The organism is Flavobacterium sp., assembly GCF_025352015.1.
In the GTDB taxonomy this organism is placed as follows: domain Bacteria; phylum Bacteroidota; class Bacteroidia; order Flavobacteriales; family Flavobacteriaceae; genus Flavobacterium.
In genome coordinates this window covers 1-26,449 of the sequence record NZ_JANXUG010000102.1, presented here as the reverse complement: position 1 = coordinate 26,449, position 26,449 = coordinate 1, and the positions used below count along the sequence as shown (strand labels likewise).

26 protein-coding genes are annotated in these 26,449 nt (G+C 34.6%); 15 read left to right on the top strand and 11 right to left on the bottom strand.

The genetic code is table 11. The annotated features are described in order from the left end of the window. Positions 1-385: rhomboid family intramembrane serine protease (locus tag Q0Q96_RS10560; protein ID WP_293875155.1), on the bottom strand; the 385-nt coding region annotated here is incomplete at its 3' end. A gap of 135 nt (positions 386-520) precedes the next feature. Here Q0Q96_RS10560 and Q0Q96_RS10555 point away from each other — a divergent pair. Then, complete coding sequence (locus Q0Q96_RS10555) at positions 521-1,393, top strand: lysophospholipid acyltransferase family protein (RefSeq protein WP_293875153.1); 873 nt, start codon at positions 521-523, stop codon at positions 1,391-1,393. A 41-nt stretch (positions 1,394-1,434) separates the two neighbouring features. Here Q0Q96_RS10555 and Q0Q96_RS10550 read toward each other — a convergent pair whose 3' ends face one another. After that, positions 1,435-2,919, bottom strand: a complete 1,485-nt coding sequence (locus Q0Q96_RS10550; protein ID WP_293875151.1) for an aminotransferase class V-fold PLP-dependent enzyme — start codon at positions 2,917-2,919, stop codon at positions 1,435-1,437. A 169-nt stretch (positions 2,920-3,088) separates the two neighbouring features. On the opposite strand from Q0Q96_RS10550, the gene Q0Q96_RS10545 reads away from it, so the two are divergent. From Q0Q96_RS10545 to Q0Q96_RS10515, 7 genes are all read left to right on the top strand, one after another. Next, complete coding sequence (locus tag Q0Q96_RS10545) at positions 3,089-3,877, top strand: hypothetical protein (protein ID WP_293875148.1); 789 nt, start codon at positions 3,089-3,091, stop codon at positions 3,875-3,877. A 10-nt stretch (positions 3,878-3,887) separates the two neighbouring features. Further along, entirely contained in the window at positions 3,888-5,279 is a 1,392-nt protein-coding gene (locus tag Q0Q96_RS10540) for a DUF1800 domain-containing protein (RefSeq protein WP_293875145.1), read from the top strand. Between the two features lie 2 nt (positions 5,280-5,281). Then, on the top strand, positions 5,282-6,448 hold the full coding sequence (locus Q0Q96_RS10535; protein ID WP_293875142.1) for a DUF1501 domain-containing protein: 1,167 nt from the start codon (positions 5,282-5,284) through the stop codon (positions 6,446-6,448). Positions 6,449-6,705: 257 nt separating this feature from the next. Next, the gene (locus tag Q0Q96_RS10530; protein WP_293875139.1) at positions 6,706-7,011 is read left to right on the top strand and encodes a hypothetical protein; all 306 of its coding nucleotides are present in this window, start codon (positions 6,706-6,708) and stop codon (positions 7,009-7,011) included. A gap of 152 nt (positions 7,012-7,163) precedes the next feature. Next, on the top strand, positions 7,164-7,367 hold the full coding sequence (locus tag Q0Q96_RS10525; protein ID WP_293875136.1) for a hypothetical protein: 204 nt from the start codon (positions 7,164-7,166) through the stop codon (positions 7,365-7,367). A gap of 83 nt (positions 7,368-7,450) precedes the next feature. Further along, positions 7,451-7,687: a hypothetical protein gene (locus Q0Q96_RS10520; RefSeq protein ID WP_293875133.1), complete on the top strand. Its 237-nt coding sequence runs from the start codon at positions 7,451-7,453 to the stop codon at positions 7,685-7,687. Next, positions 7,678-7,995 carry a type II toxin-antitoxin system RelE/ParE family toxin gene (locus tag Q0Q96_RS10515; RefSeq protein ID WP_293875130.1) on the top strand — a complete coding sequence of 106 codons (318 nt, stop codon included), beginning with the start codon at positions 7,678-7,680 and terminating at the stop codon, positions 7,993-7,995. Before Q0Q96_RS10520 ends, Q0Q96_RS10515 begins: the two co-directional genes overlap by 10 nt. A 165-nt stretch (positions 7,996-8,160) precedes the next feature. Here Q0Q96_RS10515 and carB read toward each other — a convergent pair whose 3' ends face one another. Both carB and rpmH read right to left on the bottom strand, forming a co-directional pair. Then, on the bottom strand, positions 8,161-11,013 hold the full coding sequence (gene carB, locus Q0Q96_RS10510) for a carbamoyl-phosphate synthase large subunit (protein ID WP_293875127.1): 2,853 nt from the start codon (positions 11,011-11,013) through the stop codon (positions 8,161-8,163). 353 nt (positions 11,014-11,366) lie between these two features. Continuing rightward, positions 11,367-11,528 carry a 50S ribosomal protein L34 gene (gene rpmH / locus Q0Q96_RS10505; RefSeq protein ID WP_007136275.1) on the bottom strand — a complete coding sequence of 54 codons (162 nt, stop codon included), beginning with the start codon at positions 11,526-11,528 and terminating at the stop codon, positions 11,367-11,369. 155 nt (positions 11,529-11,683) lie between these two features. Here rpmH and Q0Q96_RS10500 point away from each other — a divergent pair, with 155 nt between their 5' ends. Further along, complete coding sequence (locus Q0Q96_RS10500) at positions 11,684-12,199, top strand: DUF2892 domain-containing protein (protein ID WP_293874941.1); 516 nt, start codon at positions 11,684-11,686, stop codon at positions 12,197-12,199. Positions 12,200-12,300: 101 nt separating this feature from the next. Here the strand turns inward: Q0Q96_RS10500 and Q0Q96_RS10495 are convergent, their stop codons facing one another. Together Q0Q96_RS10495 and Q0Q96_RS10490 are read right to left on the bottom strand one after the other, a co-directional pair. Beyond that, positions 12,301-13,179, bottom strand: coding sequence for a lytic transglycosylase domain-containing protein (locus Q0Q96_RS10495; RefSeq protein ID WP_293874938.1), 879 nt, complete (start codon positions 13,177-13,179; stop codon positions 12,301-12,303). Between the two features lie 50 nt (positions 13,180-13,229). Then, on the bottom strand, positions 13,230-13,895 hold the full coding sequence (locus tag Q0Q96_RS10490; protein WP_293874935.1) for an alpha/beta hydrolase: 666 nt from the start codon (positions 13,893-13,895) through the stop codon (positions 13,230-13,232). A gap of 67 nt (positions 13,896-13,962) precedes the next feature. On the opposite strand from Q0Q96_RS10490, the gene Q0Q96_RS10485 reads away from it, so the two are divergent. Then, positions 13,963-14,274: an N-acetyltransferase gene (locus Q0Q96_RS10485; RefSeq protein ID WP_293874932.1), complete on the top strand. Its 312-nt coding sequence runs from the start codon at positions 13,963-13,965 to the stop codon at positions 14,272-14,274. Positions 14,275-14,317: 43 nt separating this feature from the next. Here Q0Q96_RS10485 and mtaB read toward each other — a convergent pair whose 3' ends face one another. From mtaB to Q0Q96_RS10470, 3 genes are all read right to left on the bottom strand, one after another. Then, positions 14,318-15,658 (bottom strand): tRNA (N(6)-L-threonylcarbamoyladenosine(37)-C(2))-methylthiotransferase MtaB, encoded by a 1,341-nt coding sequence (gene mtaB, locus Q0Q96_RS10480; protein ID WP_293874929.1) that lies wholly within the window; start codon positions 15,656-15,658, stop codon positions 14,318-14,320. 94 nt (positions 15,659-15,752) lie between these two features. Next, positions 15,753-16,928: a GlmU family protein gene (locus Q0Q96_RS10475; RefSeq protein ID WP_293874926.1), complete on the bottom strand. Its 1,176-nt coding sequence runs from the start codon at positions 16,926-16,928 to the stop codon at positions 15,753-15,755. Between the two features lie 116 nt (positions 16,929-17,044). Beyond that, the gene (locus Q0Q96_RS10470) at positions 17,045-17,296 is read right to left on the bottom strand and encodes a type B 50S ribosomal protein L31 (RefSeq protein WP_293874923.1); all 252 of its coding nucleotides are present in this window, start codon (positions 17,294-17,296) and stop codon (positions 17,045-17,047) included. Between the two features lie 218 nt (positions 17,297-17,514). On the opposite strand from Q0Q96_RS10470, the gene Q0Q96_RS10465 reads away from it, so the two are divergent. From Q0Q96_RS10465 to Q0Q96_RS10445, 5 genes are all read left to right on the top strand, one after another. Beyond that, positions 17,515-18,054, top strand: a complete 540-nt coding sequence (locus tag Q0Q96_RS10465) for a DUF4199 domain-containing protein (protein WP_293874920.1) — start codon at positions 17,515-17,517, stop codon at positions 18,052-18,054. Further along, positions 18,054-19,013, top strand: a complete 960-nt coding sequence (locus Q0Q96_RS10460; RefSeq protein ID WP_293874917.1) for a glycosyltransferase family 2 protein — start codon at positions 18,054-18,056, stop codon at positions 19,011-19,013. The genes Q0Q96_RS10465 and Q0Q96_RS10460 overlap by 1 nt, the downstream gene beginning before the upstream one ends. A gap of 81 nt (positions 19,014-19,094) precedes the next feature. Further along, on the top strand, positions 19,095-19,583 hold the full coding sequence (locus Q0Q96_RS10455) for an ORF6N domain-containing protein (RefSeq protein WP_293874914.1): 489 nt from the start codon (positions 19,095-19,097) through the stop codon (positions 19,581-19,583). 4 nt (positions 19,584-19,587) lie between these two features. Then, positions 19,588-21,315, top strand: coding sequence for a phospho-sugar mutase (locus tag Q0Q96_RS10450; protein WP_293874911.1), 1,728 nt, complete (start codon positions 19,588-19,590; stop codon positions 21,313-21,315). Then, positions 21,315-23,144, top strand: coding sequence for an ABC transporter ATP-binding protein (locus Q0Q96_RS10445; protein WP_293874909.1), 1,830 nt, complete (start codon positions 21,315-21,317; stop codon positions 23,142-23,144). The genes Q0Q96_RS10450 and Q0Q96_RS10445 overlap by 1 nt, the downstream gene beginning before the upstream one ends. Here Q0Q96_RS10445 and Q0Q96_RS10440 read toward each other — a convergent pair. Next, on the bottom strand, positions 23,141-23,857 hold the full coding sequence (locus Q0Q96_RS10440; RefSeq protein ID WP_293874907.1) for a hypothetical protein: 717 nt from the start codon (positions 23,855-23,857) through the stop codon (positions 23,141-23,143). The two genes, Q0Q96_RS10445 and Q0Q96_RS10440, sit on opposite strands and share 4 nt — an antisense overlap. 38 nt (positions 23,858-23,895) lie before the next feature. Beyond that, positions 23,896-26,373 (bottom strand): carboxypeptidase-like regulatory domain-containing protein, encoded by a 2,478-nt coding sequence (locus Q0Q96_RS10435; RefSeq protein ID WP_293874905.1) that lies wholly within the window; start codon positions 26,371-26,373, stop codon positions 23,896-23,898. Positions 26,374-26,449: the final 76 nt, after the last annotated feature.

The following is a 26,449-nucleotide window of genomic DNA, read 5'->3' as shown; positions in this document are numbered from 1 at the left end:
TATCAGGATACAACAATATGGCTGCATAAATAATTCCGGTTACTGCTCCCGATGCTCCTACGGCTCTATAACTATACTCATTGCCATGAAAAACCATCGTTAATAAACTTCCAAAAATTAGACTTCCTGCATAGATTAATAAAAAAGTAACATTTCCCAACGTTTGTGTTACCACCGGCGCAAATGAGTACAACGCAATCATGTTAAAAGCCAAATGAACTACATCTGCATGCAAAAATCCTGATGAAACCATACGTATTTGTTCGCCAGCCCGAATGCTACCTACATGAAACTGGTATTTTCTAAAAAAGGCTTCATCATTAAATCCTTTGATACTAAACAAAACATTGGCTGCAATAAGTGCCAATACAAAAAAGTTATCCATTGTTTGAAATATAGTTACGACCAACAATTTGACCACGCGGTCTCTGTGCGTAAAAATAACAATACTTCTTTAGGTTTTGTTAATCTCAATCTATTAAAAGACTTTAAACTTTATATTTGCATAAAATTATAACGAATGCAGTTGCTTCTTTACCTTTTTCTGTACCCAATTTTTTGGTTGATTTCTATCCTTCCGTTTCGATTGCTCTATGTTTTCTCTGATGGTGTATGCTTTTTAGTGTACAACGTTTTTGGTTATCGAAAAAAAGTTGTACGTCAAAATATAGCTTTGGCTTTGCCTCATTTATCTGAAAAAGAGCGGTTCATCGTGGAGAAGAAATTCTATCATCACCTGTGCGATATGTTTCTAGAAATGGTAAAAACAATGACTATTTCTCAAAAGGAGATAGACAAACGATTTTTATTCACCAATCTGGAAGTGTATCAAAATTTAGAAAAAAAAGGAAAAAGCATTGCGTTACTTTGCGCCCATTATGCTTCTTATGAATGGGCAGTTTCTATGAACCGTCACATCGAGTTTGAAGGTTTTGCTATCTATAAAAGGTTGTCCAATAAACATTTTGATAAGCTCGTGCGCGGCATTCGTTCCAAATTTAAAGCCACTCTGATAGACACCAGAGATACTATTCCAACGATTGAAAAAAACGTAAAAGCAAATCACATGAGCGTTTACGGTTTAGCCAGTGACCAATCACCACAAGTGAGTAAAGCTTTCCATTGGACTAAATTTATGGGTATAGAAACCCCTGTTCATACGGGTGCCGAAATGCTTGCCAAGCGCTACGACATGAATGTTATTTTTTTGAAAAACAAAAAAGTCAAACGTGGCTATTATGAAGCAACCTTTGAACTTATGGCAAACAATCCGAAGGAAGTTCCCAATTATCAAATATCTGATGATTTTTTACGACGAGTAGAAAAACAAATCTATGAAGCTCCAGAATTTTATCTGTGGACTCACAAACGCTGGAAACACAAGAAGAAATAGTGATTCGTTTTTAGTTTCCGTTACAGTTGGGAATATTCGATTTAGAATTTAAACCAATTTTGCACCATGGTTTTTTCTTGATGTAATGCCTTTTGGTGTTCAAATTCATTGGTTGCCGAGTTGTATTGATAGTCTTTTGACCATTCTTGATGGTGCTTGGCTAATGCTTTGACACTTTCGCAAACCACTTTTATTTCGTCTGAAGAGGTCGTTGGATGCACAGACATTCTAATCCATCCTGGTTTTTTGATTAAAGCTCCCGATGTAATTTGGCAAACCAAATCATGTGACGTTTCTTGATCAACATGTAGTAAATAATGTCCATAAGTACCCGCACAACTGCAACCGCCTCGCGTTTGAATTCCGAATTTATCATTTAGTAGTTTAACTCCAAGATTAAAATGCAAATCATCAATATAAAAAGAAATAACGCCTAAACGTTCTTGATGCTGATTGGCTAAAATTTTTAGATTCTCAATATTATTTAATTCCGAAAAAACATAGTCAACAATTTCATGTTCTCTGTCAAGGATGTTTTTAACACCCATTCGTTCTTTCAACTGAATAGCCAATGCAGTCTTAATTACTTGAAGAAAACCCGGTGTCCCGCCATCTTCTCGATCTTCAATGTTGTCAATATATTTATGTTCTCCCCACGGATTTGTCCACGAAACAGTTCCGCCGCCTGGACAATCTGGAACACTATTTTTGTATAAATTTTTATTGAAAATCAATACACCAGAAGTTCCTGGTCCACCAAGAAACTTGTGAGGTGAAAAGAAAATAGCATCTAAATAACCATCTTCATCAGGATGCATATCAATAGCAACATAAGGTCCGGAACATGCAAAATCAACAAAGCAAACGCCATTGTTTTGATGCATAATTTTGGCCACTTCGTGATACGGGGTTTGTATTCCAGTAACATTAGAACAAGAGGTTATCGAAGCAATTTTAAAACTGCGGTCTTTGTGTTTTTTGAGCAATACTTTAAATTCATTCAAACAAAACAATCCCTCTTCATCTGCAGGAATCACCACCACATCGGCGATGGTTTCGAGCCACGAAGTTTGGTTGGAATGATGTTCCATGTGGGATATGAATACAATAGGCTTTAAGGCGTTAGGAATTTTAACAAACTGGTTCAGATTTTCGGGGATTTTAAGTCCTAGAATGCGCTGAAATTTATTCACCACCCCAGTCATTCCTGTTCCTGTATTGATTAAAATATCATTATCGGTGGCGTTTACATGACGTTTGATTATGTGTTTTGCTTCTTGGTACGCCATGGTCATAGCAGTACCAGAAATGGTGGTTTCCGTATGGGTGTTTGCAACAAATGGTCCAAAATCATTCATCAACTTTTCTTCAATTGGACGGTATAATCTTCCGCTGGCGGTCCAATCGGTATACACAATTTTCTTTTTCCCAAAAGGCGTTTCAAACTCTTGGTCTATTCCAATAATGTGTTTCCGAAATGGTTGAAAGTAATGCTCTAATTTTGTTTGTGTTTCTGCAACAATCATAGGGTAACAATTTGATTTGCTTCGCTTGTTCAACAAAAGCTTCGAGTCAAAGATACACTATTTTTAATTTTAGCTAAAATCAATTAAGTTTCATTGTGAAATTCAAAAATTATCATACCGATTTAAACCTTAACTTTGTTAGAAGGTCTTACATCAAAAAATTTTACTTGTGAAGAAACAAATTGTGCTGCTTTTAGTTATTCTAGGAATAACTTCAGCTTTCAGTCAAGAAGATAATCGTCCATTAAACACAGGCAATGATTTTAGTTTAGAAGGTGCTTTAGAATTGTTCAAAAATTCTAATTCATTAGAAGAATTTGAAAAAAATCTTAACGATCAAAAAAACAATATTAATAATCTTGACCTTAACGGAGATGGTGATATTGATTATATCAATGTAGAAGATATCAAGGAGAACGATACTCATATCATTGTTATGAGCACTTATCTTGATGAAACCGAAAAACAAGATATTGCAATCATTACCCTTGAGAAAACTGGAAATGATAAAGCAGTACTTCAAATTGAAGGTGATGAAGATTTGTTTGCTAAAAACACTATAGTAGAACCTCAAGCTAAAGAAAAAGGAGCCGTACAAAACTTAAAAACAGAATCTAATATTGCTGTGATAGAAAACCCAACCGTAGTTAATGTTTGGTTTTGGCCAAGTGTCCAATTTTTATATGGCCCAAGATATTCTGTTTGGATTTCTCCTTATCGTTGGAGAACATACCCAGGATGGTGGAGACCTTGGCGCCCAGTTGCTTATCCTGTTTTCTATGGTTATGGTCTTCGTTATCGTCCATATTATCGCCCAGTTGCCTTTAGACGAGTAGTCGTGGCAAGAGGAATATATTATCCTAGAAGACATTCTTCAACATTTGTTATACATAACCATAGAGGTACAACTATTATTCGCCAAGGCAGAAGAGGTGGTGTTAGAGACGGACGAAGATAAATTTTTCATCATGAATAAAAACACACTTTGGTCTCTTCGATTAGGGTTTTCAAGAAAACAAAATAAAGCCATCGAACAAATGGGTTTGCACAAGTTTCTAGAAAAATCTTTCCGTACCTCTTTTAGCAAAAAAATCCCTTCCTTTTTAGATGATAGTCCCAAATCGTTAAAAGAATTAAAAGCAAAGCGTGAGGAAATTAAACAATCTGATCCTGCAAATCTAAAAGAACTTATAAAGATAGAATTGAAAACATCGTTTGAAATGAAATCGTGGTGGTTACAAAAAATGATGGATGAGGAATATCCGCTACGCGAAAAAATGACCTGCTTTTGGCACAATCATTTTGTGTCAACTTTTCAAAAAGTAAAAGTGAACCATTGGGTTTTTCAACACAACCAAATCTTACGAGAAAATGCTTTTGGCAACTTCAAAACACTCACTAAAAAGATTGTTCAATCCAACGCCATGGTTCGTTATTTAGACAATGTTGACAATAAAAGAGATAAAATCAATGAAAATTTAAGTCGGGAATTATTAGAGCTTTTTACTCTAGGCATCGGTAACTATACCGAAGAAGATATTAAAAACGGAGCCAAAGGTTTAGCGGGATTAAACTTTGGTGAAGAGCAAGCCCAGTATAGACGATTGCTAGAAAACGATGACACCATCACCTACTTTGGTAAGACTGGGAAGTTCAAAGCCGATGAAATGATTGATATTGTTTTTGAACAAAAAGCGATTCCGTATTTGATTACAAAAAAAATAATACAATGGTTTATTTACGATACACCAACAGAGGCGATGATTGCCTACTATGGCGATTATTTCAGAGAAGTTGATTTTGAAATCAAACCTTTATTGACCAAAATCTTTACCGAAGAATTTCCAAAAGATACTGCCGGGAGCAAAATAAAAGATCCATTAGTATACATTTTACAACTGATGAATGAACTAAATGTAGAACCCGTAAACACAAAACTCATCGCTTATTATTTAAAACAACAAGGCATGGATTTATTTAACCAGCCCAATGTTAAAGGTTGGAATGGCGGTAAAGAGTGGTTGAGTTCGCAAGTGTATTTGCAGCGAAATAATGTTGCCGATTTATTGTGCAACGGCAAAAACATCAGTCGAAAGACGCAAAATTCAGATAACGATATGATGAATGAAAATGCAAATCAGCTGCTAAACGTGTCTTTAAACTTCACAAAATCGGGGACTAATAAAACTATTATAGCCGAACTACAAGACCGATTATTGTTTCAAACCGATGAAGACATGCAAAAAGATTGGGAAACGCTTTTGAAATATGATTTTGATCCCAACGCTGAAAGCGCCAACAATGCCGTAATGCGCTTGTTTAACAACATGATAAAAATGCCCGAATTTCAAATAGTATAACCATGAACAGAAGAAACTTTTTAACCCTCACAGGAACCTTTACCGGTGGAACATTATTGCTCCCCGATTTTCTTCATGCTTTTGGCTCACAGTCTAGTTTGGTTATTGGCGAACAATGTTTGGTTTTCATTCAGCTTAACGGAGGCAATGATGGTTTGAACACTTTTATTCCGTATCAAGACCCATTGTATTACGATTATCGCAGCAAAATTGCATTGTCAAAAAACGATGTCATTAGCAGCAATAAAGGCATGGCATTTCATCCGGCGCTCAAAGATTTTGCAACCATGCAACAAAAAGACGACTTGACCATCATTCAAAATGTAGGGTATCCTGAACCTAACAGGTCTCATTTTCGAAGTCAGGAAATTTGGCAAACCGCTTCAAATTCAAATCAATATTTGAGCAATGGCTGGCTTGGTCGCTATCTTGATTTGCAGTGCAAAGAGCACCAGCCCACAGCCGGCGTAAATTTTGACAACATTGATAATTTAGCGCTAAAAAGCAACGAACTCAATTCGATTACGTTAAAAGATCCCAACAAATTTAAGATAAAACCAGACAACAATCAGGCTGTAAAACTATCTGATAATCCGCAACTAGATTTTGTGCGCAAGATTGCTGATTCTGTTTCTGAAGGTTCAGAGGATATTCAAAAAGCGTTTGCCAAATCTACGTCGCAAACAAGTTATCCCAAAACAGGTTTGGGAAAAAACCTAGAATGGATTTCTAGATTAATAAAAGGAAATTTGAATTCCAAAGTATATTATACCTCGCAGGGCGGTTATGATACGCACGACAATCAGGTTACCATTCAGCAGCGCAATTTGACCGAACTGAATGATGCGATTTATAGTTTTTATACCGAGATGAAAGAGGCGCAACTGCTTCAAAATGTCACGCTGGTTGTTTTTTCAGAGTTTGGAAGACGCGTGAAAGACAACGGACGAGGAACCGATCACGGCACCGCTGCGCCCATGTTTATCATTGGTGGCAACAACAAAGGCACCATTATAGGCAATAATCCCAACCTCTCCGATTTAGACCATGGTGATTTAAAACACGAAGTAGATTTTAGAAGTGTGTATGCTACGCTGCTACAAAGCAAAATGAATTTTGATTACACCACCATAGGTATTACCAACAATGTAGTTAGCGGTTTGTTTTAGGAGTGGGTAACTTACAAACAGTATTGCGAGAGTTTTTTTCAGAGAGACGAAAAGCCCAAACAGTACTGTGAGAACATTTTACACAGCTACGAAAAACCCAAACAGTATTGCGATAGGTTTGCGGAGCAATACGAAAGCCTCTCGCAGGTTTTTAAGATTTTTTTGTTTTTTAGTGGCGGTAAAAGTTAGGACGGTAGTTAGACCTCTACATTCATATTTGGGTAGATAAGTCTAATTTTGTCTGAGCTATATAAAAATTGTCGGTACTATTAAAGAACACTATGCAAACAAGGACGTTTTTTATTTTCTTCTTAATATCTCTAGTTTCGTTCGGACAAAGTAAAGTTGCAAACGAAGACGAAATCTTATTTGAGAGAACTAGCGTAATTGAAAGTTTAGCTGGAGATTTATGCCTTGGTTGCAGAGGAAATAAAAAAGAACTTAATCAGAAAGACAGCTTAAGAATAGAATATAGAACTCTAATAGAAAAACAAATTTCTGAAATTGCTATAGAAAATTACTCGAAACTAATCGACAGCTTTCCAAATTCAAATTTTTTTTAAAGCCTTGATACAAAGCCAGTAATGAATTTTATCTAGAAAAATATACAAAAGCCAAAAAGACTTACTAAAGAATTCTAAACGATAAAAATTTAGCCATAAATTCTGAATCTTTTTACGGTGTTCAAGGAGCAGAATATAAAAATAAATCTGCTTTGAATTTACCTGAAATTTATATCATTGAACAGAATTATGAAAGAGCTATTTTTTATCTTGATGAAATCAAAAAGCACACAGTTAAATACCTGTATGGAAATGTCTATATCGAACGTAAGGAAAAATTTGAGGCTCGTTATAAATTGTGCGAAACTGAATTGAAGAAAAACGAAAAAGTAAAATACTACAGCCAACACACCTAACCGTTACACAACCTCTCTCAAAAATCTGCTTAAAAAACTACTTTTTAAAGTTAATTTGTGATTTTGGGAAAAAAGAAAGACAAATGGACCTGCAAACACGAAAATTAAACTTCATTCAAAATTTTCTTAAACTGGAAAGCGAGAAAGCAATTTCTCATTTAGAAAAACTGTTACAGAAAGAAACGCAAAACAATTCTGAAATGAAACCTATGAAAATGAAAGAGTTTCAAAAAAGAATTGATCAGTCTACAGAAGATTCTCAAAATGAACGATTGACTGAAAGCAGCAAATTAATTTCCGAAATAGAGAAATGGAGTTAGAAGTTTACTGGACTGATTTTTCTAAAAAAGAGCTCAAAAACATTTTCGATTACTACAAGGAAAATGCAAGTTTAAATGTTGCTAAAACTCTTGTTATTGAAATTACAAAAGAGGCTGCAAAACATAAAAAGCAACCAAAAATTGGACAAGAAGAAGAATTATTAGAAAAAGATTCGAGAGACTTTCGCTATCTAGTTTATAAAAGTTATAAGATAATTTACCTAGTAAATTTAGAGAAAAAAAGAATCGAAGTTATTGATGTGTTTGATACTCGACAAAATCCAATAAAAATTACGCGTACTAAATAAAATCAGCCAATCCACAACCTCTCCCACAAACTAAACTTTCAAAGTAAACATAAAAACAACCTCGTTTATCTATAAGTTTTGACTACACTCCAATAAGTTAGCGAGTGTTTGCAGCATTTTTATGGAAAAAAACACAAGATAACACAATTTGCAAGTCACCAAGTTCTATTTGCTCAAGTACATTTTTCGTCTCGAGTACAACTCATAAAACTGGTCATCCTTCAAATCATCAATAAACAAGATGCTCTCACCCGTTGATTTCATTTCTGGACCCAACGCTTTGTTTACATTTTGGAATTTACTAAACGAAAAAACAGGTTGCTTGATAGCATATCCTTTTAGTTGCGGATTAAAAGTAAAATCTGTTACTTTATTATGGCCAAGCATTACTTTGGTGGCATAATTTACATAAGGTTCGCCATACGCTTTGGCTATAAAAGGCACCGTACGAGAAGCTCGAGGATTGGCTTCGATAATATAAACAATATCGTCTTTGATCGCAAATTGTATGTTGATTAAGCCAACGGTTCGTAATGCCAATGCGATTTTCTTGGTATGGTCTTTTATTTGTTGCATCACAAATTCACCCAAGTTAAAAGGTGGCAACGTCGCATTACTATCGCCCGAGTGAATACCGCACGGTTCAATATGCTCCATGATTCCAATGATATATACATTTTCGCCATCACAAATCGCATCAGCTTCGGCTTCAATAGCTCCATCAAGATAATTATCTAACAGCAATTTATTTCCAGGAATATTTTTCAATAAATCAATCACATGCTCTTCTAATTCCTGCTTGTTGATGACAATCTTCATCCCCTGTCCGCCCAAAACATAGGAAGGACGCACCAGCAACGGAAAGTCTAAAACATCGGCTAATTTTGAAGCATCATCGGCATTTTCGGCAATCCCAAATTGTGGAAACGGAATTTTCAACTGCGTCAATAATTCCGAAAAACGTCCTCTATCTTCTGCTAAATCAAGCGCATCAAACGATGTTCCCAGTATTTTGATATTGTATTTTGATAATTTTTCTGCTAATTTCAGAGCGGTTTGTCCGCCAAGCTGAACAATTACGCCTTCGGGTTTCTCATGACGAATGATGTCGTAAATGTGTTCCCAAAAAACAGGTTCAAAATATAGTTTATCTGCAATATCAAAATCGGTGGAAACGGTTTCTGGATTGCAATTAATCATAATGGTTTCGTAACCGCATTCTTTTGCAGCCAAAACACCGTGAACACACGAATAATCAAATTCGATACCTTGCCCAATTCTGTTAGGTCCCGAGCCCAGCACGACAACTTTCTTTTTATCTGAAACGATACTTTCGTTATGAACATAGCTCTCCCCTGATGGTGTTTCAATTTCAGCTTCAAAAGTTGAGTAATAGTAGGGAGTCAAAGCTTTGAATTCAGCGGCACATGTATCTACCAATTTGTAAACACGCTTAATGTTCATAGCCTCGCGAAGCTTGTAAACCTCACTTTCTAAACATTGCAACATGTGGGCAATTTGTCGGTCGCCATAGCCTTTTTGCTTGGCTTCGAGCAATAATTCCTTTGGGAGATTGGTGCTATTATATTTAGATATTTCTTTTTCTATCGTATATAATTCTTCATATTGTTTCAGGAACCACATATCAATTTTGGTGATTTCATGAATGCTAGACAACGGAATCCCCATGGCAATGGCGTCATAAATCACAAAAACTCTATCCCAACTTGCATAAGTTAGTTTTTCGATAATTTGTTCGTAGTTTTTATAACCTTTTCCGTCTGCGCCTAAACCATTTCGTTTAATTTCGAGCGATTGCGTGGCTTTGTGCAATGCTTCTTGAAACGAACGTCCAATTCCCATTACCTCGCCTACAGATTTCATTTGAAGTCCCAGCGTTCTATCTGCACCTTCAAATTTATCAAAATTCCAACGTGGTATCTTAACAATTACATAGTCTAAAGTAGGTTCAAAAAGTGCCGAAGTTGATTTTGTAATTTGATTGGGTAATTCGTCAAGGTGATATCCCAACGCAAGTTTTGAAGCAATTTTCGCAATGGGATAACCTGTGGCTTTTGAGGCCAATGCCGATGAACGTGAAACTCTAGGATTAATTTCGATAGCAACAATATCTTCTTTTTCATCTGGTGAAACCGCAAATTGAACGTTACAACCTCCGGCAAAATTTCCTATAGAACGCATCATCAAAATAGCATAATCACGCATTCGTTGAAAAGTGGTGTCCGATAAAGTCATGGCCGGTGCTACTGTTATAGAATCGCCCGTATGAATTCCCATGGGATCCATATTTTCGATAGAACAGATGATGACAACATTATCATTTTTGTCGCGCAACAATTCTAATTCATATTCTTTCCAACCCATTAAAGCTTTATCTATCAAAACCTCGTGAATGGGTGACATTTCTAGACCGTAGGTTAGTTTTTCAGCAAAATCTTCTTTCTTGTAAACAATTGCTGCACCAGTTCCTCCCAATGTAAAGGAGGGACGAATCACGAGCGGAAACCCAAATTCCTGCGCAATTTCTTTTCCTCTCAAGAACGATGTACATATTTCGGCGGGAGCCGAAGGCACCTTTATTTTTTTTAATAGTTGTTTGAATTGTTCTCTGTCTTCGGTGATATTGATGGCGTTTACATCTACACCAATCATTTTTACATTAAAATCTTTCCAAATTCCTTTTTCATCGGCTTCGAGACACAAATTGAGTGCCGTTTGTCCGCCCATGGTTGGCAAAACCGAATCAATTTGTGGATGTTCTTCTAGTATTTTAATAATCGATTTAGTGGTTAACGGTAACAAATAAACATGATCTGCCATAGAGGGATCGGTCATTATGGTTGCCGGATTGGAGTTAATCAGGATAACTTCAATCCCTTCTTCGCGAATAGAGCGTGCCGATTGAGAACCTGCATAATCAAATTCGCAGGCTTGACCGATTACAATGGGTCCAGAACCAATGATTAAAACCGATTTTATTGAATTGTCTTTGGGCATTATAGTTTATGTTGTAAGTTGTGTGTTAAAGGTTGTATGAGTTGTGTATGCTTTTGTTATTGGTAGTTAATTATTTTTCAAAATTCAAAATTCCTTGTTCATTTGTTAACAATTAATTTAAAGTTTAAATAACGATTAACGAATGTTGAAATTTGAAGTTCATGCACTAGCCCCGAGTGTAACGGAAATCCTTTTTGTTTTTTCTGGAACCTGAATTCATTTCAGGTTAAAAATAAAAAGATTGCAGTGGAAAGCGCGAAATAGCTCCAAAAACTTATCAAAATTTATAAACAGGTTTAAAAAAAAGCCGTTACTAATAAAAGTAACGGCTTGATATTGATGGGTGTTGATCATTATTTTTTGTGTCTTGGTTCGCAAGATACTGTCAATTTATGTCTTCCTTTTGCTCTACGACGTGCAAGGACTTTTCTTCCATTTGCAGAAGCCATTCTGTCCATAAATCCGTGTTTATTTCTTCTTTTTCTTTTTGATGGTTGAAACGTTCTTTTGCTCATTACTTTGTATCTTTAAAATCGAGTATTAATTTCTAGGTGAAGACGGCTCTTTAAAACCGAGTGCAAATATACAAAGCTTTTTTTTTCTGGCAAGTAGTTTTATAAAAATATTTTCAAATCCTTTTATTACCTTTGCGACCACAAAACACAAAATTATGTTTCATAGATTTATTAAATTAATTATAGCTGCATTGCTCATACTCACTGCCATTTGGCAATTTACGGAGGGAAATATAGGAAACGGAATCTTTTTGATTTTGTTGACTGCCATTCCAATTTTTCTTTATTACAAGAACGAATTTATTTTATTGGCTTTTTTAAAATTGCGAAAGCAGGATTTTGCTGGAGCAAAAGTATGGTTGGATAAAATTAAAAATCCAGAGACGGCTTTGGTCCGTAAACAACAAGGATATTACAATTATTTACATGGTTTGATGCTATCGCAAACCAATTTGCATCAGTCAGAGAAATTTTTCAAAAAAGCGGTTGAACTGGGTTTAAGTATGGATATGGATTTGGCTGTAGCCAAATTGAATCTAGCGGGAATAGCAATGTCAAGACGTCGTAAAATGGAAGCTACCGCTTTGTTGAATGAAGCCAAAAAGCTCGATAAACAAAACATGCTGAACGATCAAATTAAAATGATGAAAGAGCAGATAAAGAAGATTTAGTAATCAGTGTTCAGCAACTGTTTGTAGTAAAAATTTACAATAAAAAAACGTCTTGAAATTTACAGGACGTTTTTTTATACTGTAGCCTTTTTTTGTTGTCCTCACAACTGAATCTTAATATCGTATTTTTTTTTACTTGGATTCAATAATTTTTTATCGCGCAACCAAGGGTTGTGAATTTTTAGAATCTTATAATTGATGCCTTGTGACTTGGCAAAGTTGGTTAAATCGCTAATTGTACTGTCGACTTGTACAATTTTGGTTGGGATTGGTGCATACAAATCAGTTAAATAAATACTGAAGCCATATTTTGCAGGTTCTTTCATGATTTCTTTTAAAGCTAAAATTCGGAAAACATAGCGAGAGGTTTCTTCGGTTAGCCCTAAATCGTAGTAATTAGTTACTTTTTGTTCTTCAATTTTTTTTTTAAGACCGTTCATTCCACCATTATAGGATGCTGCAGCCATTGTCCAGGTACCAAACCGTTGTTTGGCGGCTAAAAAGTATTTACAGGCTGCTTCAGTAGATTTCTCTAGATGGTAACGTTCATCAACAATTTCGTTTACTTCCATCCCGCACTCTTTAGCGGTATCAGGCATAAATTGCCAAACTCCTTTTGCTCCAGATGGCGAAACAGCATTAATTAAACCGCTCTCGATAACGGCTAAATATTTAAAATCATCGGGAATATTATATTGTTTAAGTATCGGTTCAATAATTGGAAATACACGATTCGCACGTTTAATAATCAGCGATGTGGTCGCGTCTAAATTGGCATTGATAAGTAATTCTCGGTCTAATCTTTCGTGAACATCTAGAATTTGCAACGGTGTTGTTTCTCCGGCAAAATCGACAGTAGTTGGAAAATACATTGGAGTGCCTTCATGAATAAACTTGTCTTTATTGTCTCCCGAAATCCCAAATACCAGAATTCCTGAAACTAAAACAACAACAAATGTCGCTAATAAGGCTTTATTCATTTTCATAATCGTTTTATTTATTAAGTAAATTTACAAAAACCAAAGCGAAATCATTCATTAGCTAACATAATTTTAGGCAAATTATCATTCAACCATCGGTATTTAGTCAAAATCATAATGTGGGTTCCTCCTTTTACAAGGATAGCGTTTTTTATATATTTTATGGGGAAAACTTCATCCGCATCACCGTGAATATGAATAATTTTTGGGTCTATTTCTGTTCTTTCCCAGTTGATGATATTATCGATTGCCCAATCTAAATAGCTTTTATCGCGTATGGAAAGAAACCTTTCATACAATTTTAATCGTTGCTGAACCATAGAAGATCCAAAAGAAAACTTGGCAAATACTTCGATGTTTTCTACTAATTTGGTTGGAATAAGTTTATAGGCTTTAGTTATTTTGGCGATTTTCATTTTTCGTGGTAATTCTCCATTTGATTTTACGCTAGAAATGATAATTACTTTTTTAGTATTTAAAAATGCTTTCATTTCCTGAACCAAAATACCTCCAAAAGAAACACCAACCAAAATTGCTTGATCATGCTTCACATTTTTTGCCATTCGTTTGGCATAATCCTGTAATGTTTCTTCGTTTTTTGGTAAAAACCACTCTAGCAAATGCATTTCAAATTCATCAGAAGGAAGTTGAATTCTTTCAAAAATACTGGGACTTGCGCCCAACCCTGGCATAAAATAAACGTGAATTTTAGTCATTTTTTAACCGTGAACTCGTTAATTTTTAGTAAATTTGTCTAAAAATAAACCTTTTTATTTATTTAACATGGATGCAACAGTTATTTCGGAAAAAATTGAAATCAAAGACAACACCTTTGCCCGTCAATTTGAAACTTTGGTAGAGGGTAAATTGATTTCTGTAGAGTATTCTTTTCAAGAAAAGAAAATTTTTCTAACCCGAATTAATGTTTTTGACGGATTTGATAATGAAGAATTCATTACTGATTTATTGAAAAATATTATGGAAATTGCGTACGAGCGCAAATTAAAAGTAGTTCCCATTTTACCAAAAATTGCACTTTTCTTCAGAAAAAATACTTGTTACAGAGATTTACTTCCTCCCGGAATCAAAATATAATTATTATAAACTCCAATGTAGAAATTCCAAATTCCAATAATAGTTAAATTGGAATTTGGAATTTTTCATTATAAAATTTCAACCTTACGCTCCCGTCTTCATCAATTTTAGACAATTTGATTTCGTGTAGTGTATTTACCAATTTAGGATTCCAAGGCGTTTTTACTTTCACATAATTTTCGGTAAAACCGTGAATAAAACCTTCTTTATTTTCGCTTTCAAAGAGTACGGTTCGGTTAGTTCCTATTTGGTTTTCATAAAATGCACGACGCTTTTTGACTGATAATCCGCGTAGCATTTTACTTCTTTTGTTTCGCACATTCATCGGAACAACATTTGGCATTTCAGCAGCTTCGGTATTATCTCTTTCAGAATAAGTGAAAACGTGTAGATACGAAATATCCATTTCGTTTAGGAAATTATAAGTTTCCAAAAAATGTTCATCAGTTTCACCCGGAAAACCGACAATAACATCTACGCCAATGCAGGCATGAGGCATTATTTCACGAATTTTATTTACCCTTTCAGTGTACACTTCTCGCAAGTATCGACGCTTCATTTTTTTCAAAATTTCGTTGCTTCCACTTTGCAATGGAATATGAAAATGTGGCACGAATGTTCGGCTTTGTGATACAAATTCGATGGTTTCGTTCTTTAACAGATTGGGTTCGATAGATGAAATTCGGAGTCTTTCAATGCCTTCCACCTTGTCTAAAGCCTGAACTAAATCAAGGAAAGTATGTTCGTGTTTTTTATTCCCGAATTCTCCTTTTCCGTAATCACCAATATTTACACCAGTCAAAACGATTTCCTTGATTCCTTGTTTCGAAATATCGGAAGCATTTTTCAATACATTTTCCAAAGCATCACTTCTCGAAATTCCTCGTGCCAACGGAATTGTGCAATACGTACATTTGTAATCACAACCATCCTGAACTTTCAAAAAGGCTCGCGTTCTGTCGCCAATAGAATAACTTCCAACATAGAAATCAGCTTCTTCAATTTCGCATGAATGCACTTCACCCCTATCGTTTTTGGACAAGTCATTTATATAATCGGTGATTTTGAATTTTTCGGTGGCACCCAAAACCAAATCAACGCCGTCAATAGCAGCTAATTCTTCGGGTTTTAATTGCGCATAACAACCAACCGCCGCAACGAACGCTTTGTCGTTGAGCTTCATGGCTTTTTTTACAATTTGTTTGAATTGTTTATCGGCATTTTCAGTAACCGAACACGTATTTATCACATAAATATCGGCTGCTACTTCAAAATCAACACGGTCAAAACCTTCGTCTTGAAAATTTCTCGCAATGGTAGAAGTTTCCGAGAAATTCAATTTGCAGCCTAAAGTATAAAAGGCAACTTTTTTTTTGTTTTCCATAATACACTCAATTGATGAAATCGTTGTCAAAAATTGAGAGTTCAAAGATAATCTAATTTGAAGATTAGACAATTTGAATATTTGAAAATTGTTATTATTCTTTTCTGTATTTTTTGGTTATCTCAAAAACGTGTTCTAAAATTTTGGCATCTTCATCAGAGAATTCTACTTGGCGACGCGCCATAACTATTTTGGCAGTTTGAAATGCTTTTGAAGTTAAATAAGTTGTGAATCCTGATGCTCCACCCCAAGAAAAACTCGGCACAAAATTGCGTGGAAACCCAGAACCAAAAATATTGGCGGAAACCCCAACTACAGTTCCTGTATTAAACATGGTATTGATGCCACATTTGCTGTGATCACCCATCATTAATCCGCAGAATTGAAGACTTGTTCTTGCAAATCCTTCGGTTTCATAGCTCCATAAGCGGACTTCTTCGTAATTATTTTTTAGATTCGAATTGTTGCTGTCGGCACCAATATTGCACCATTCGCCTAAAACAGAATTTCCTAAAAATCCATCATGACCTTTATTGGAATATCCCATCAAGACTGAATTACTTACTTCACCACCAATTACGGAATGCGGTCCAACAGTTGTAGCACCATATACTTTAGAAGCCAGCTTTACTCTTCCCGATTCGCAAAGCGCAAACGGTCCGCGAATTACTGAACCTTCCATGATTTCGGCATTTTTGCCAATATAAATTGGACCTGTTGAAGCATTCAGTGTTACAAATTCAAGTTTTGCTCCTTCTTCGATAAAGATGTTTTCAGGCGAAAGCACGTTTACACTTTTTGGAATTGGTTGCGAATGTCTTCCATCGGTAATTAACTCAAAGTCTTCTCGCATAGCTGCATCATTTTTGGCAAAAATATCCCAAGTATGCTGCACTGTCAGGCATTCTTCGCTAAACTCAATTATTTCATAACTATCAAAATCAACTTCTTCCTGCGTATCATTGGTATAAAAAGCGATGACTTCATCATCTTGAAAAATAGCTTGATTTTTTTCTAAACTTTTTACCATTTCAGCAAGAATATCATTTGGCAAAAAAGAAGCATTAATCATAACATTGTCCTCCATTTCTACCATTGGAAACTTTTCTGAAAGGTATTCTTCGGTCAAAGTTGTTGTAGTGTATCCCAAATATTTTTCCCATTTTTCGCGAATGGTCAAAATTCCGATGCGGATATCTGCAACAGCTCGCGTGAATGTAAAAGGTAAAAGTGCGTTACGAACTGTTCCGTCAAAAAGTATGTAGTTCATTATGAAAGTTTATGAGTTTATGAGTTTATAACTCTCTTCAAAAGTACAAAGATTAAACAAATAAAAAACCACTCACTTTCGTAAATGGTTTTGATAATATTAAAATACTGGAACAATTATTTGGCGTGTTTCGCGTATTTAGTTTTGAATTTATCGATACGTCCTGCCGTATCAATAAGTTTGGATTTACCTGTGTAAAAAGGATGAGAAGTTCTAGAAATCTCCATTTTGTAAACCGGATATTCAACACCTTCGTGCGTGATAGTTTCTTTAGTTTCCACAGTTGATTTAGTAATAAATACATCGTCATTTGACATGTCTTTGAAAGCAACTAATCTGTAATTTTCTGGGTGAATTCCTTGTTTCATGATAAATCTTTTTATTGTTATGAAGTAGTTTATTTTGAAGCTTTCACGCTGAAAGGTATAAACAAGCTACAACTTTTATTTTTTTTTAATTAGAGTGTGCAAAAATACAACTATTTTTTAAAAATCAAACCAATAGGTAAACTTTTTTTAAATCTTACTCACTTAATATTTGTAAATATGGATTTACTATATTTGTTAAATTAATTAAAACTTTAAAAATGGAACAAAAAACTTCGCCAGCAAAATCTTCTATTCAATTTGGAATTCTTTTTGGAGTATTTATGATTTTAGAATTAGTAATCTCATATGTATTGAGCATCGGTGCAGAAAACAAAACCTATGGTATCTCAATTAATTTGTTAAATTATTTAGTAATGCCTTTTATATTTATCTTTTTAGGCTGCAACAATTACAAAAAAAACTTCAATGAAGGCTATATTTCTCTTGGAGAAAGCATAAAAATAGGATTGTCTATTGCATTGATTGCTACTTTGCTTTATGGTGTTTTTTATATTATTTTTAATATGATTTTTCCAGAATTTATACCAGATTTGATTGCTAAAATAAAAACTGTTTCTATTAAAGAGAATCCCAATTTGACACAAGAACAATTAGACATATCGATGTCTATTGTAAAGAAAGTCATGAACCCCTATATCACAGTGCCCCTGGCAATTGCTATAAATTGTTTTGTTGCGTTAATCCATTCCTTAATAATTGGAGCAATTATAAAAAACGAAAGACCAACTTTTAATTAATGAATTTATCCATTATAATTCCGCTTTTAAACGAGCAGGAATCCTTGCCCGAATTACAGCAATGGCTTGTAAAAGTTATGATTGCTCACAATTACAGCTACGAAATTATCTTCATAGATGATGGCAGTACCGACGATTCTTGGCAAATTATAGAACAACTTTCCAATGAAAATTTTAATGTAAAAGGCATTCGGTTTCTTAAAAATTTTGGGAAATCCCAAGCTTTACATGCCGGTTTTGAAAAGGCTGAAGGTGACGTTGTGATTACTATGGATGCAGATTTGCAAGACAGTCCGGAGGAAATTCCGGATTTATACAACATGATAACCAAGCAAAATTTTGATTTGGTTTCAGGCTGGAAAAAGAAGCGTTATGATTCGGTTTTTGGCAAAAATCTGCCTTCAAAATTGTTTAATTGGGCTGCCCGAAAAACTTCTGGTGTTCAACTTAATGACTTTAACTGCGGATTAAAAGCCTATAAAAATAGTGTTATTAAAAATATCGAAGTTTCGGGCGAAATGCATCGTTACATTCCGGTTTTGGCAAAGAATGCGGGTTTTTCGATAATTGGAGAAAAAGTTGTCATTCATCAAGCCCGAAAATATGGAGAATCAAAATTTGGCATGAACCGTTTCATTAATGGTTTTTTAGATTTGATTACAATATGGTTTTTATCAAAATACGGCAAACGTCCGATGCACTTATTTGGTGCACTTGGTGTGGTAATGTTTATCATAGGATTTATTTCAACATTTTTGATTATTGGTTTAAAACTTCTAAAATTATTTGTATTTAATGAACCAACCATTTTAGTAACTGCAAATCCACTTTTTTATATTGCTTTAACAGCTATGGTTATTGGTTCGCAATTGTTTTTAGCAGGATTTTTGGGCGAAATAATTTTAAGAACAAAAAACAACGAAGAACGTTATAAAATTTCTGCAGCAGTGAATCTGTAAAATGAACTGTATTACGAAATGTGATACCATAAAAAGTTATTCTTTAAGGTCACAAATTGTGACCTTAAACATATTAAAAGAATGGAATTAGAAGTTATTCAAAATAAAATATTTGAAATACGAGGTTTTAAAGTCAAGATCGATTTTGATTTAGCATCACTTTATAATGTTGAAAACAAGCGCCTTAAAGAAGCAGTTAGGAGAAATATAAATCGTTTCCCTGAAGATTTCATGTTTGAACTTACTGAAATCGAGTTCAATAATTTGAGGACGCAAATTGCGTCCTCAAACCGTGGTGGAATCAGATACATGCCTTTTGCATTCACAGAACAAGGAATTGCAATGCTTTCAAGTGTTTTGAATAGCGAGAAAGCAATTAAAATTAATATTTCGATAATAAGAGCTTTTGTCACGATTAGACAATTTGCTTTAAATTACACTGAATTACAAAAAAGAATAAATGAAATTGAAGGACAGTTTCCTGAAATTTATAATATCTTGAATTACCTGGTTGAAAAAGACACTAACGAAATAGTTACTGAAAGAAACAAAATTGGCTACAAAAAATAAGAAAATGCACATCGAACAAACTATATTAGAAAAAGTAAACGAGTGGCTTACACTAACATTTGACCAAAAAACACAAGACGAAATCATAGCAATGATGACTTCTTCTCCGAAAATTTTAGAGGAAAGTTTTTATAAAAATTTGGAGTTTGGAACTGGTGGTATGCGGGGAATAATGGGCGTAGGAACCAATCGTATAAACAAATATACATTAGGAAAAAACACCCAAGGCTTATCTGATTATTTGAAAAAATCATTTCCAAACGAGCCATTAAAAGTCGCTATTGGTTATGATTGTCGGCACAACAGCGATACCTTGGCCAAAGTGGTTGCTGATGTTTTTTCGGCAAACGGAATAAAAGTTTATTTGTTTTCAGAAATGCGTCCTACACCTGAATTATCTTTCGCAGTAAGATATTTAAACTGCTATGCCGGAATAGTTTTAACCGCTTCACACAATCCACCAGAATATAACGGATACAAAGTATATTGGCAAGATGGTGGACAATTAGTACCTCCCAACGATGCTGAAATTGTTCAAGTAATTGAAAACTTAAAATACAGCGAAATCAAATTTGAAGCGAACGAAAATCTGATTGAATATATTGATTTTGCTGTGGATGAAGCTTTCGCTAAATCGACTCTTCAAAACGCAAGTTTCAACACGTCGGCGCAAACTAGAAAAAATTTAAAAATCGCATACACTTCCCTACACGGAACTTCTATCAAAATGGTTCCAAAAGTATTGGAAAAAGCTGGTTATACTGATGTAAATATTGTTCCAGAACAAGCAGAACCCAACGGAGATTTCCCAACAGTAGTTTCGCCAAATCCCGAAGAACCAGAAGCATTGACGATGGCGTTGGCGTTGGCAGATAAAATAAATGCGGATATTGTTTTTGGAACTGACCCAGATAGCGACCGACTTGGCGTTGCCGTTAGAAATAACAAAGGTGAAATGCAATTATTGAACGGAAACCAAACTATGGTTGTCATGACGCATTTTCTTTTGGAAAAATGGAAAAAGGCAGGAAAAATAGATGGCAAACAATTCATCGGTTCTACAATAGTTTCTACACCAATGATGCTCGAGTTGGCTTCGGCTTTTGATGTAGAATGCAAGGTTGGGTTAACCGGTTTCAAATGGATAGCCAAATTTATTCGTGATTTTCCTGAACTTAAATTTATTGGCGGCGGTGAAGAAAGTTTTGGCTATATGGTTGGTGACGCTGTGCGCGATAAAGATGCGGTTGGTGCGATTTTATTAATGAGTGAAATTGCCGCGCAAGCTAAAGAAAATGGGAGTTCAGTTTACAAAGAATTAGAACAAATGTATATTGACTTTGGGTTCTATAAAGAACATTTGATTTCGATTACCAAAAAGGGAATTGAAGGTGCAAATGAAATCAAGAAAATGATGGTTGCCATGCGCGAGAATCCAGTTTCGGAAATCAATGGGCAACGTGTTATTATGGTGGAAGATTATCAAAACTCAACGGCAAGAAATCTTTTGACCAATGAAATTGAAACTTTATTGGTTCCAAAATCGGATGTATTGATTTATTATTTAGAAGATGGTTCAAAAATTTGTGCCCGTCCAAGTGGAACCGAACCAAAAATAAAATTTTATTTCAGTGTAACTACTGCTGTCGAAAGTTTAGATCAAATTCCTACCGCTGAAGTGTTTTTAGACACTAAAATCAAAAATATAATTTCAGAAATGCAGTTGAACTAATGGATAACAACCTTAAAAAAATACTTCCTTTTGCATTGAAATATAAAAAAAATGTAATTTTAAATATTGTCTTCAATATATTTTACGCATTTTTTTCCACATTAGGAATGGTTTCTATAATCCCAACTTTGAAGGTGCTTTTCCAACAAACAGAGCAAGTGACTGTTCATCCTACTTATAAAAGCATTGGTTATTTAGGCAAGTACGGCGAAGATTTATTGAATTATTACATTACCAAATTATCAAACGATAATGGTAAGGAATATGCATTATTGCTTGTAGTGTCATTAGTAATTGTAATTTTTTTATTAAAAAATGTTTTCAATTATTTGGCTTCTTTTCATGTTATGCATCTACGAACGGGCGTTCTCAAAGACATGCGTGAAAAATTGTACCAAAAAATAATTCATTTACCTGTTTCTTATTACTCTGATGCTCGAAAAGGCGATGTGATGTCACGAATGCTTGGTGATATTAATGAGGTGCAAAATTCTTTTTTTCAAGTATTAGAATTGGTTTTCCGTGAACCGTTAACGATTATTTTTTCGATTATAGCTATGTTGGCTATCAGTTCAAAACTGACTTTGTTTGTATTTATATTTATCCCAATATCGGGGTTAATTATCTCTAGAATTGGTAAAAATTTAAAATCAAAATCAAAAAAAGCGCAACAAGAAACGGGATATTTTATTTCAATTTTAGACGAAACATTAGGCGGAATGAAAGTGGTGAAAAGTTATAACGCCGAAAATCTATTTATTTCAAAATTCAACAATTCCATTACAAGATTACAGCAACTATCTAATAGCATTGGAAACAAAAGTAATTTGGCTTCGCCGATGAGCGAATTTCTAGGAATTCTAACTATAACAGTCCTTTTGTGGTACGGAGGTTATATGGTTTTAGTTGACATGTCGTTAGAAAGTACGGCATTCATTGGTTATATTGCTTTGGCTTACACCATTCTAACTCCTGCTAAAAATATTTCTAAAGCTTCGTATCAAGTAAAAACAGGTTTAGCGGCTGCAGAACGAGTATTTACGTTGATGGAAGAAGAAAACGCTATCACATCTAAACCAAATGCAATTTATAAAGACCGTTTTGAAACCGAAATATCATTAGAAAACATCAACTTTAGGTATCAAGATGAAAATGTTTTGAAAAACTTTTCGCTAAAAATTCCTAAAGGAAAAACGGTAGCTTTAGTTGGGCAATCTGGAAGCGGGAAAAGTACCATTGCCAATTTACTAACGCGATTTTATGATGTTAATGAAGGCAAAATTACGATTGACAGTATTGACATCAAAGATATGGATATGCAATCGCTGCGCGGTTTGATGGGTTTAGTAACTCAAGATTCGATATTATTTAACGATACCATAAAAGCCAATATTGCTTTAGGAAAACCAAATGCTACTGATGCTGAAATAATTGAGGCTCTGAAAATTGCCAACGCTTATGAATTTGTAAACGAGTTGCCCGAAGGAATATCTACCAATATTGGCGATGGTGGAAACAAACTTTCGGGCGGACAAAAACAACGATTGTCGATTGCTCGCGCTGTTTTGAAAAATCCACCGATTATGATTTTGGATGAGGCAACTTCGGCATTGGATACTGAAAGTGAGCGATTGGTTCAAATTGCGTTAGAAAACATGATGCAAAACCGAACTTCAATTGTTATTGCCCATAGACTTTCAACGATTCAAAAAGCGGATTTAATTGTAGTAATGCACAAAGGAAAAATTGTAGAGCAAGGAAATCACGAACAACTTTTAGCGCAAAATGGTACGTATTCCAAATTGGTTTCTATGCAGTCTTTTGATTAGTTTATAGGATTATAGCTGCTTGTTTTCCATTCTTTGTTTAAAAGATTTAGGCAATAATAATACACTTTATCCTTCTTATCAAACTCTCCATTTTTGTTAGTATCTTCAATGGTTCTGAAGTAAAGAATTCCTTTTGATTCGATAATTTTCCAATCTATTAACTCCTGAAAATCAGGCGTAAGTTTAGCAAACTCTTGACCAGAAATTGTGCTGATATATAAAGATTTAATATCATTATTGTCTAATTTACCATCGTTATTGGTATCCTTATCAACTAATGAATAAACTAATACTTGTTTTTTACTTTTATCAGCAAAAGCCTTTAAGTAAGTGGCTGTTTCTATTAAAACTACTTTATTGGTCAAAGCATAAATGCTATCTTTTCCTATTTCTTGAAACTTAATATTTTTTAAATAACCTGTAATCTGAAATTCTCCGTAATTGGAAACTGTAAAACCATCTTCGGAATTATTAGAGGATTTAATTCCTTTTCCACTTCCTGAAACAACTCCAATAGGATGTAGTAAAAAGTTTGTTCCTACCATATTGATTGGTAAATCAGCTATTTCAATTTGATTTTTATTAACTGCAACTTCTGGTTTGGTTTTAGAGCTAGCGTCGTAAGTTACTTTGGGCTTATCTGCTGGTTGTTTCTTGCAACTTCCAAAAAGCTGAACAAAAATTAAAAATATTAAGGTAAAAAAGATTTTCATTTTCATAAAATTTGACACTCAAAATTAGTGAATTATTTCTACAATCTAGCAGTCAGTTTAATATTGAAAACGCGTGTGGTCATGTAATTTGGAATTCCGTATTGACTTTTAGTATAAACATCCCGCACCCAAGTATTCGTAATGGCATTTTGGTTGTTAAACAAATTGAAAATTTCAAAACCTATTGATAAATCTTGAAATTTTTTAAGCCAATGTCCATCTGGTCTTTCATTATTTCTTTCTGTAAAGACATACGAAAATCCCACATCGGCCCGACGGTAATCGCGCAGACGACTTTGATATACATATGCATCAGCATAGGATGGCGAACCACCGGGTAATCCTGTATTGTAAACCAAATTCAGGTACAGCTTCATGTTCGGAATATTGGGCATATAGTCTTGAAATAAAATTCCGAATTTCAATCGTTGATCTGTTGGACGGGCGATATAACCTCTTTCATTTTGATTTTCTTCGGTTTTCATATAACCAAAACTCAACCAAGATTCGGTTCCAGGAACAAACTCTCCGTTCAGCCGTAAATCCAAGCCATAAGCATAAGCGGTAGCATTGTTATTGGCTCGATACCGAATCCTGACATTTTCCAGCGAATAAGTATTTACATCGGTCATAGTTTTATAATATGCTTCTGAAACTAATTTAAAAGGACGATTGTTCAACTTAAAATTATAGTCGTTACTCAAAACAAAATGAATGGACTGTTGTGCTTTGACATTTGGGTTTATAGCACCATTCATGTTTCGTAACTCCCTGTAAGATGGTGGTTGGTGATAATATCCAACGGACAATCGGAAAACCATATCCTTTTCCCAATCTGGTTTTAAGGTTAGCTGCGCTCTCGGGCTAAAAACGGTTTGTTGTTTTGTATTTGTAATTCCTTCGCCAGCAACTATCCAGCTATGAAAACGAGAACCAGCCGTAATCCATAATTGATTGTTCCCAATCTTTGTTTTCGTGCTCCATTGTACGTAACCAGATAAACGGTTGATATCAACAAAATTTGTAGCTCTGACATTTTGATATGGCACTAATGGTCCGGTGTAAGGATTGTAAGGTTGATTGTTGGGCAAATGAAACGGCGGAGGATTAATCGAAAAACCTGCCGAATCTATAACTTCCCATTCTACAATTCGATCACGAATGTTTTCGCGAGTGTATTTAAAACCCCAATCTATTTGATGTTTTTTGTTATTAATTTGATGGGTTCCCTTAATTTCCGCATTGGCAATCAAAGCATCCAAATCGTTTCGAGCATGATTTAATTGTGTTCCAATACCACGATTAAAGGTTACTTGCCCCAATGTTTGCGAACCTAAATTGGTATCAACTTCACCGAGGTAATAAGCAGCGAGAATATCAAAATATTCTTGTTCTTGTGTATGGTAGAGTGAACTTATTAGCTTAAAAGTATTATTTTCGTTAACAACAAAATTTATTTTAAAAGCACCAAATAGCGTTTGATACTTATCTTTTTCTTGACCTTCATAAAAAACTTGTAATGCTATGGGTTGATCAATTGTTCCAAAATTAGTTTGACGAGTTAACGGCTGGTAATTGTATTTATTTTGAGAAGCATTGCCCAAAAAACTGAACTGCCATTTCTTATTTGGATTAAAATTCACATTAGCTTGAACATCGCTAAAAGTGGGTCTAAAATTTGTCTGTGTTTCTTGACTGTTTACCAAAAGGGAATTGTCGCGATACCGAATTCCTGTAATTGCCGACCATTTTTTGTTTTTTGAAATTCCTTCTCCCGTTAAACTTCCTCCTAGGAAACTTGCTTCGGCAGCAATACCATATTTGGTTGGTTTTCTGTAGGTTATATCTAAAACTGATGATAATTTATCGCCATATTTTGCCTGAAAACCTCCAGCCGAAAAATCTACATTTTGAACCATATCGGTATTGGTAAAACTCAATCCTTCTTGTTGACCCGAGCGAATTAAAAACGGGCGATAGACTTCAATTTCGTTTACGTAAACTAAATTTTCGTCATAATTGCCACCACGAACATTATATCCTGAACTCAATTCGTTATTGCCATTTACACCTGCAAAAGTTTTTAAAACACTTTCAACACCAGGCATTGCACTTGGGTTTTTACGAATAGTTTCAGGTTCTACAGAGGTAATTCCTTGCACTCGTCTTCTGCTACTGGTAATAACCACATCGCTTAATTGCTCGGCTTTATCACTCATTACTACATGATATTCAAAATTTTCATTGGGTTTTAATTGCAACGTTGCGGTGATATTTTTTAAAGCTGTATGAGTAAAAACCAAAATTACTTTTTGATTGGCGGGAACAATTATTTGATAAAACCCATTGACATCTGTAGTAACCGATTTGGTTTGATAACTAATATTTACACCTTCAACAGGTTTGTTATTTTCATTAAGCACAATTCCGGCAACTTTAGCGGTTTGATTTTGTGCAGTAGCAATGATACTTATGGTAAAAAAAAAGAGCGTAAATAGAAATTTATTTGTTTTCAAATTATAGAATTAAAGTTTCTGCCTTCTAAAAAAATGCGTTTCAAAGATAGTAGAATTTCCAACATTATCAGTAATG

Excerpts from the sequence above, each read along its gene's own strand:
- Q0Q96_RS10555 (WP_293875153.1), top strand. The coding sequence starts at position 521 with ATGCAGTTGCTTCTTTACCTTTTTCTGTACCCAATTTTTTGGTTGATT.
- Q0Q96_RS10550 (WP_293875151.1), bottom strand. The coding sequence starts at position 2,919 with ATGATTGTTGCAGAAACACAAACAAAATTAGAGCATTACTTTCAACCA.
- Q0Q96_RS10540 (WP_293875145.1), top strand. The coding sequence starts at position 3,888 with ATGAATAAAAACACACTTTGGTCTCTTCGATTAGGGTTTTCAAGAAAA.
- Q0Q96_RS10535 (WP_293875142.1), top strand. The coding sequence starts at position 5,282 with ATGAACAGAAGAAACTTTTTAACCCTCACAGGAACCTTTACCGGTGGA.
- Q0Q96_RS10520 (WP_293875133.1), top strand. The coding sequence starts at position 7,451 with ATGGACCTGCAAACACGAAAATTAAACTTCATTCAAAATTTTCTTAAA.
- Q0Q96_RS10515 (WP_293875130.1), top strand. The coding sequence starts at position 7,678 with ATGGAGTTAGAAGTTTACTGGACTGATTTTTCTAAAAAAGAGCTCAAA.
- carB (WP_293875127.1), bottom strand. The coding sequence starts at position 11,013 with ATGCCCAAAGACAATTCAATAAAATCGGTTTTAATCATTGGTTCTGGA.
- rpmH (WP_007136275.1), bottom strand. The coding sequence starts at position 11,528 with ATGAGCAAAAGAACGTTTCAACCATCAAAAAGAAAAAGAAGAAATAAA.
- Q0Q96_RS10500 (WP_293874941.1), top strand. The coding sequence starts at position 11,684 with ATGTTTCATAGATTTATTAAATTAATTATAGCTGCATTGCTCATACTC.
- Q0Q96_RS10495 (WP_293874938.1), bottom strand. The coding sequence starts at position 13,179 with ATGAATAAAGCCTTATTAGCGACATTTGTTGTTGTTTTAGTTTCAGGA.
- Q0Q96_RS10490 (WP_293874935.1), bottom strand. The coding sequence starts at position 13,895 with ATGACTAAAATTCACGTTTATTTTATGCCAGGGTTGGGCGCAAGTCCC.
- Q0Q96_RS10485 (WP_293874932.1), top strand. The coding sequence starts at position 13,963 with ATGGATGCAACAGTTATTTCGGAAAAAATTGAAATCAAAGACAACACC.
- mtaB (WP_293874929.1), bottom strand. The coding sequence starts at position 15,658 with ATGGAAAACAAAAAAAAAGTTGCCTTTTATACTTTAGGCTGCAAATTG.
- Q0Q96_RS10475 (WP_293874926.1), bottom strand. The coding sequence starts at position 16,928 with ATGAACTACATACTTTTTGACGGAACAGTTCGTAACGCACTTTTACCT.
- Q0Q96_RS10470 (WP_293874923.1), bottom strand. The coding sequence starts at position 17,296 with ATGAAACAAGGAATTCACCCAGAAAATTACAGATTAGTTGCTTTCAAA.
- Q0Q96_RS10465 (WP_293874920.1), top strand. The coding sequence starts at position 17,515 with ATGGAACAAAAAACTTCGCCAGCAAAATCTTCTATTCAATTTGGAATT.
- Q0Q96_RS10460 (WP_293874917.1), top strand. The coding sequence starts at position 18,054 with ATGAATTTATCCATTATAATTCCGCTTTTAAACGAGCAGGAATCCTTG.
- Q0Q96_RS10455 (WP_293874914.1), top strand. The coding sequence starts at position 19,095 with ATGGAATTAGAAGTTATTCAAAATAAAATATTTGAAATACGAGGTTTT.
- Q0Q96_RS10450 (WP_293874911.1), top strand. The coding sequence starts at position 19,588 with ATGCACATCGAACAAACTATATTAGAAAAAGTAAACGAGTGGCTTACA.
- Q0Q96_RS10445 (WP_293874909.1), top strand. The coding sequence starts at position 21,315 with ATGGATAACAACCTTAAAAAAATACTTCCTTTTGCATTGAAATATAAA.
- Q0Q96_RS10440 (WP_293874907.1), bottom strand. The coding sequence starts at position 23,857 with ATGAAAATCTTTTTTACCTTAATATTTTTAATTTTTGTTCAGCTTTTT.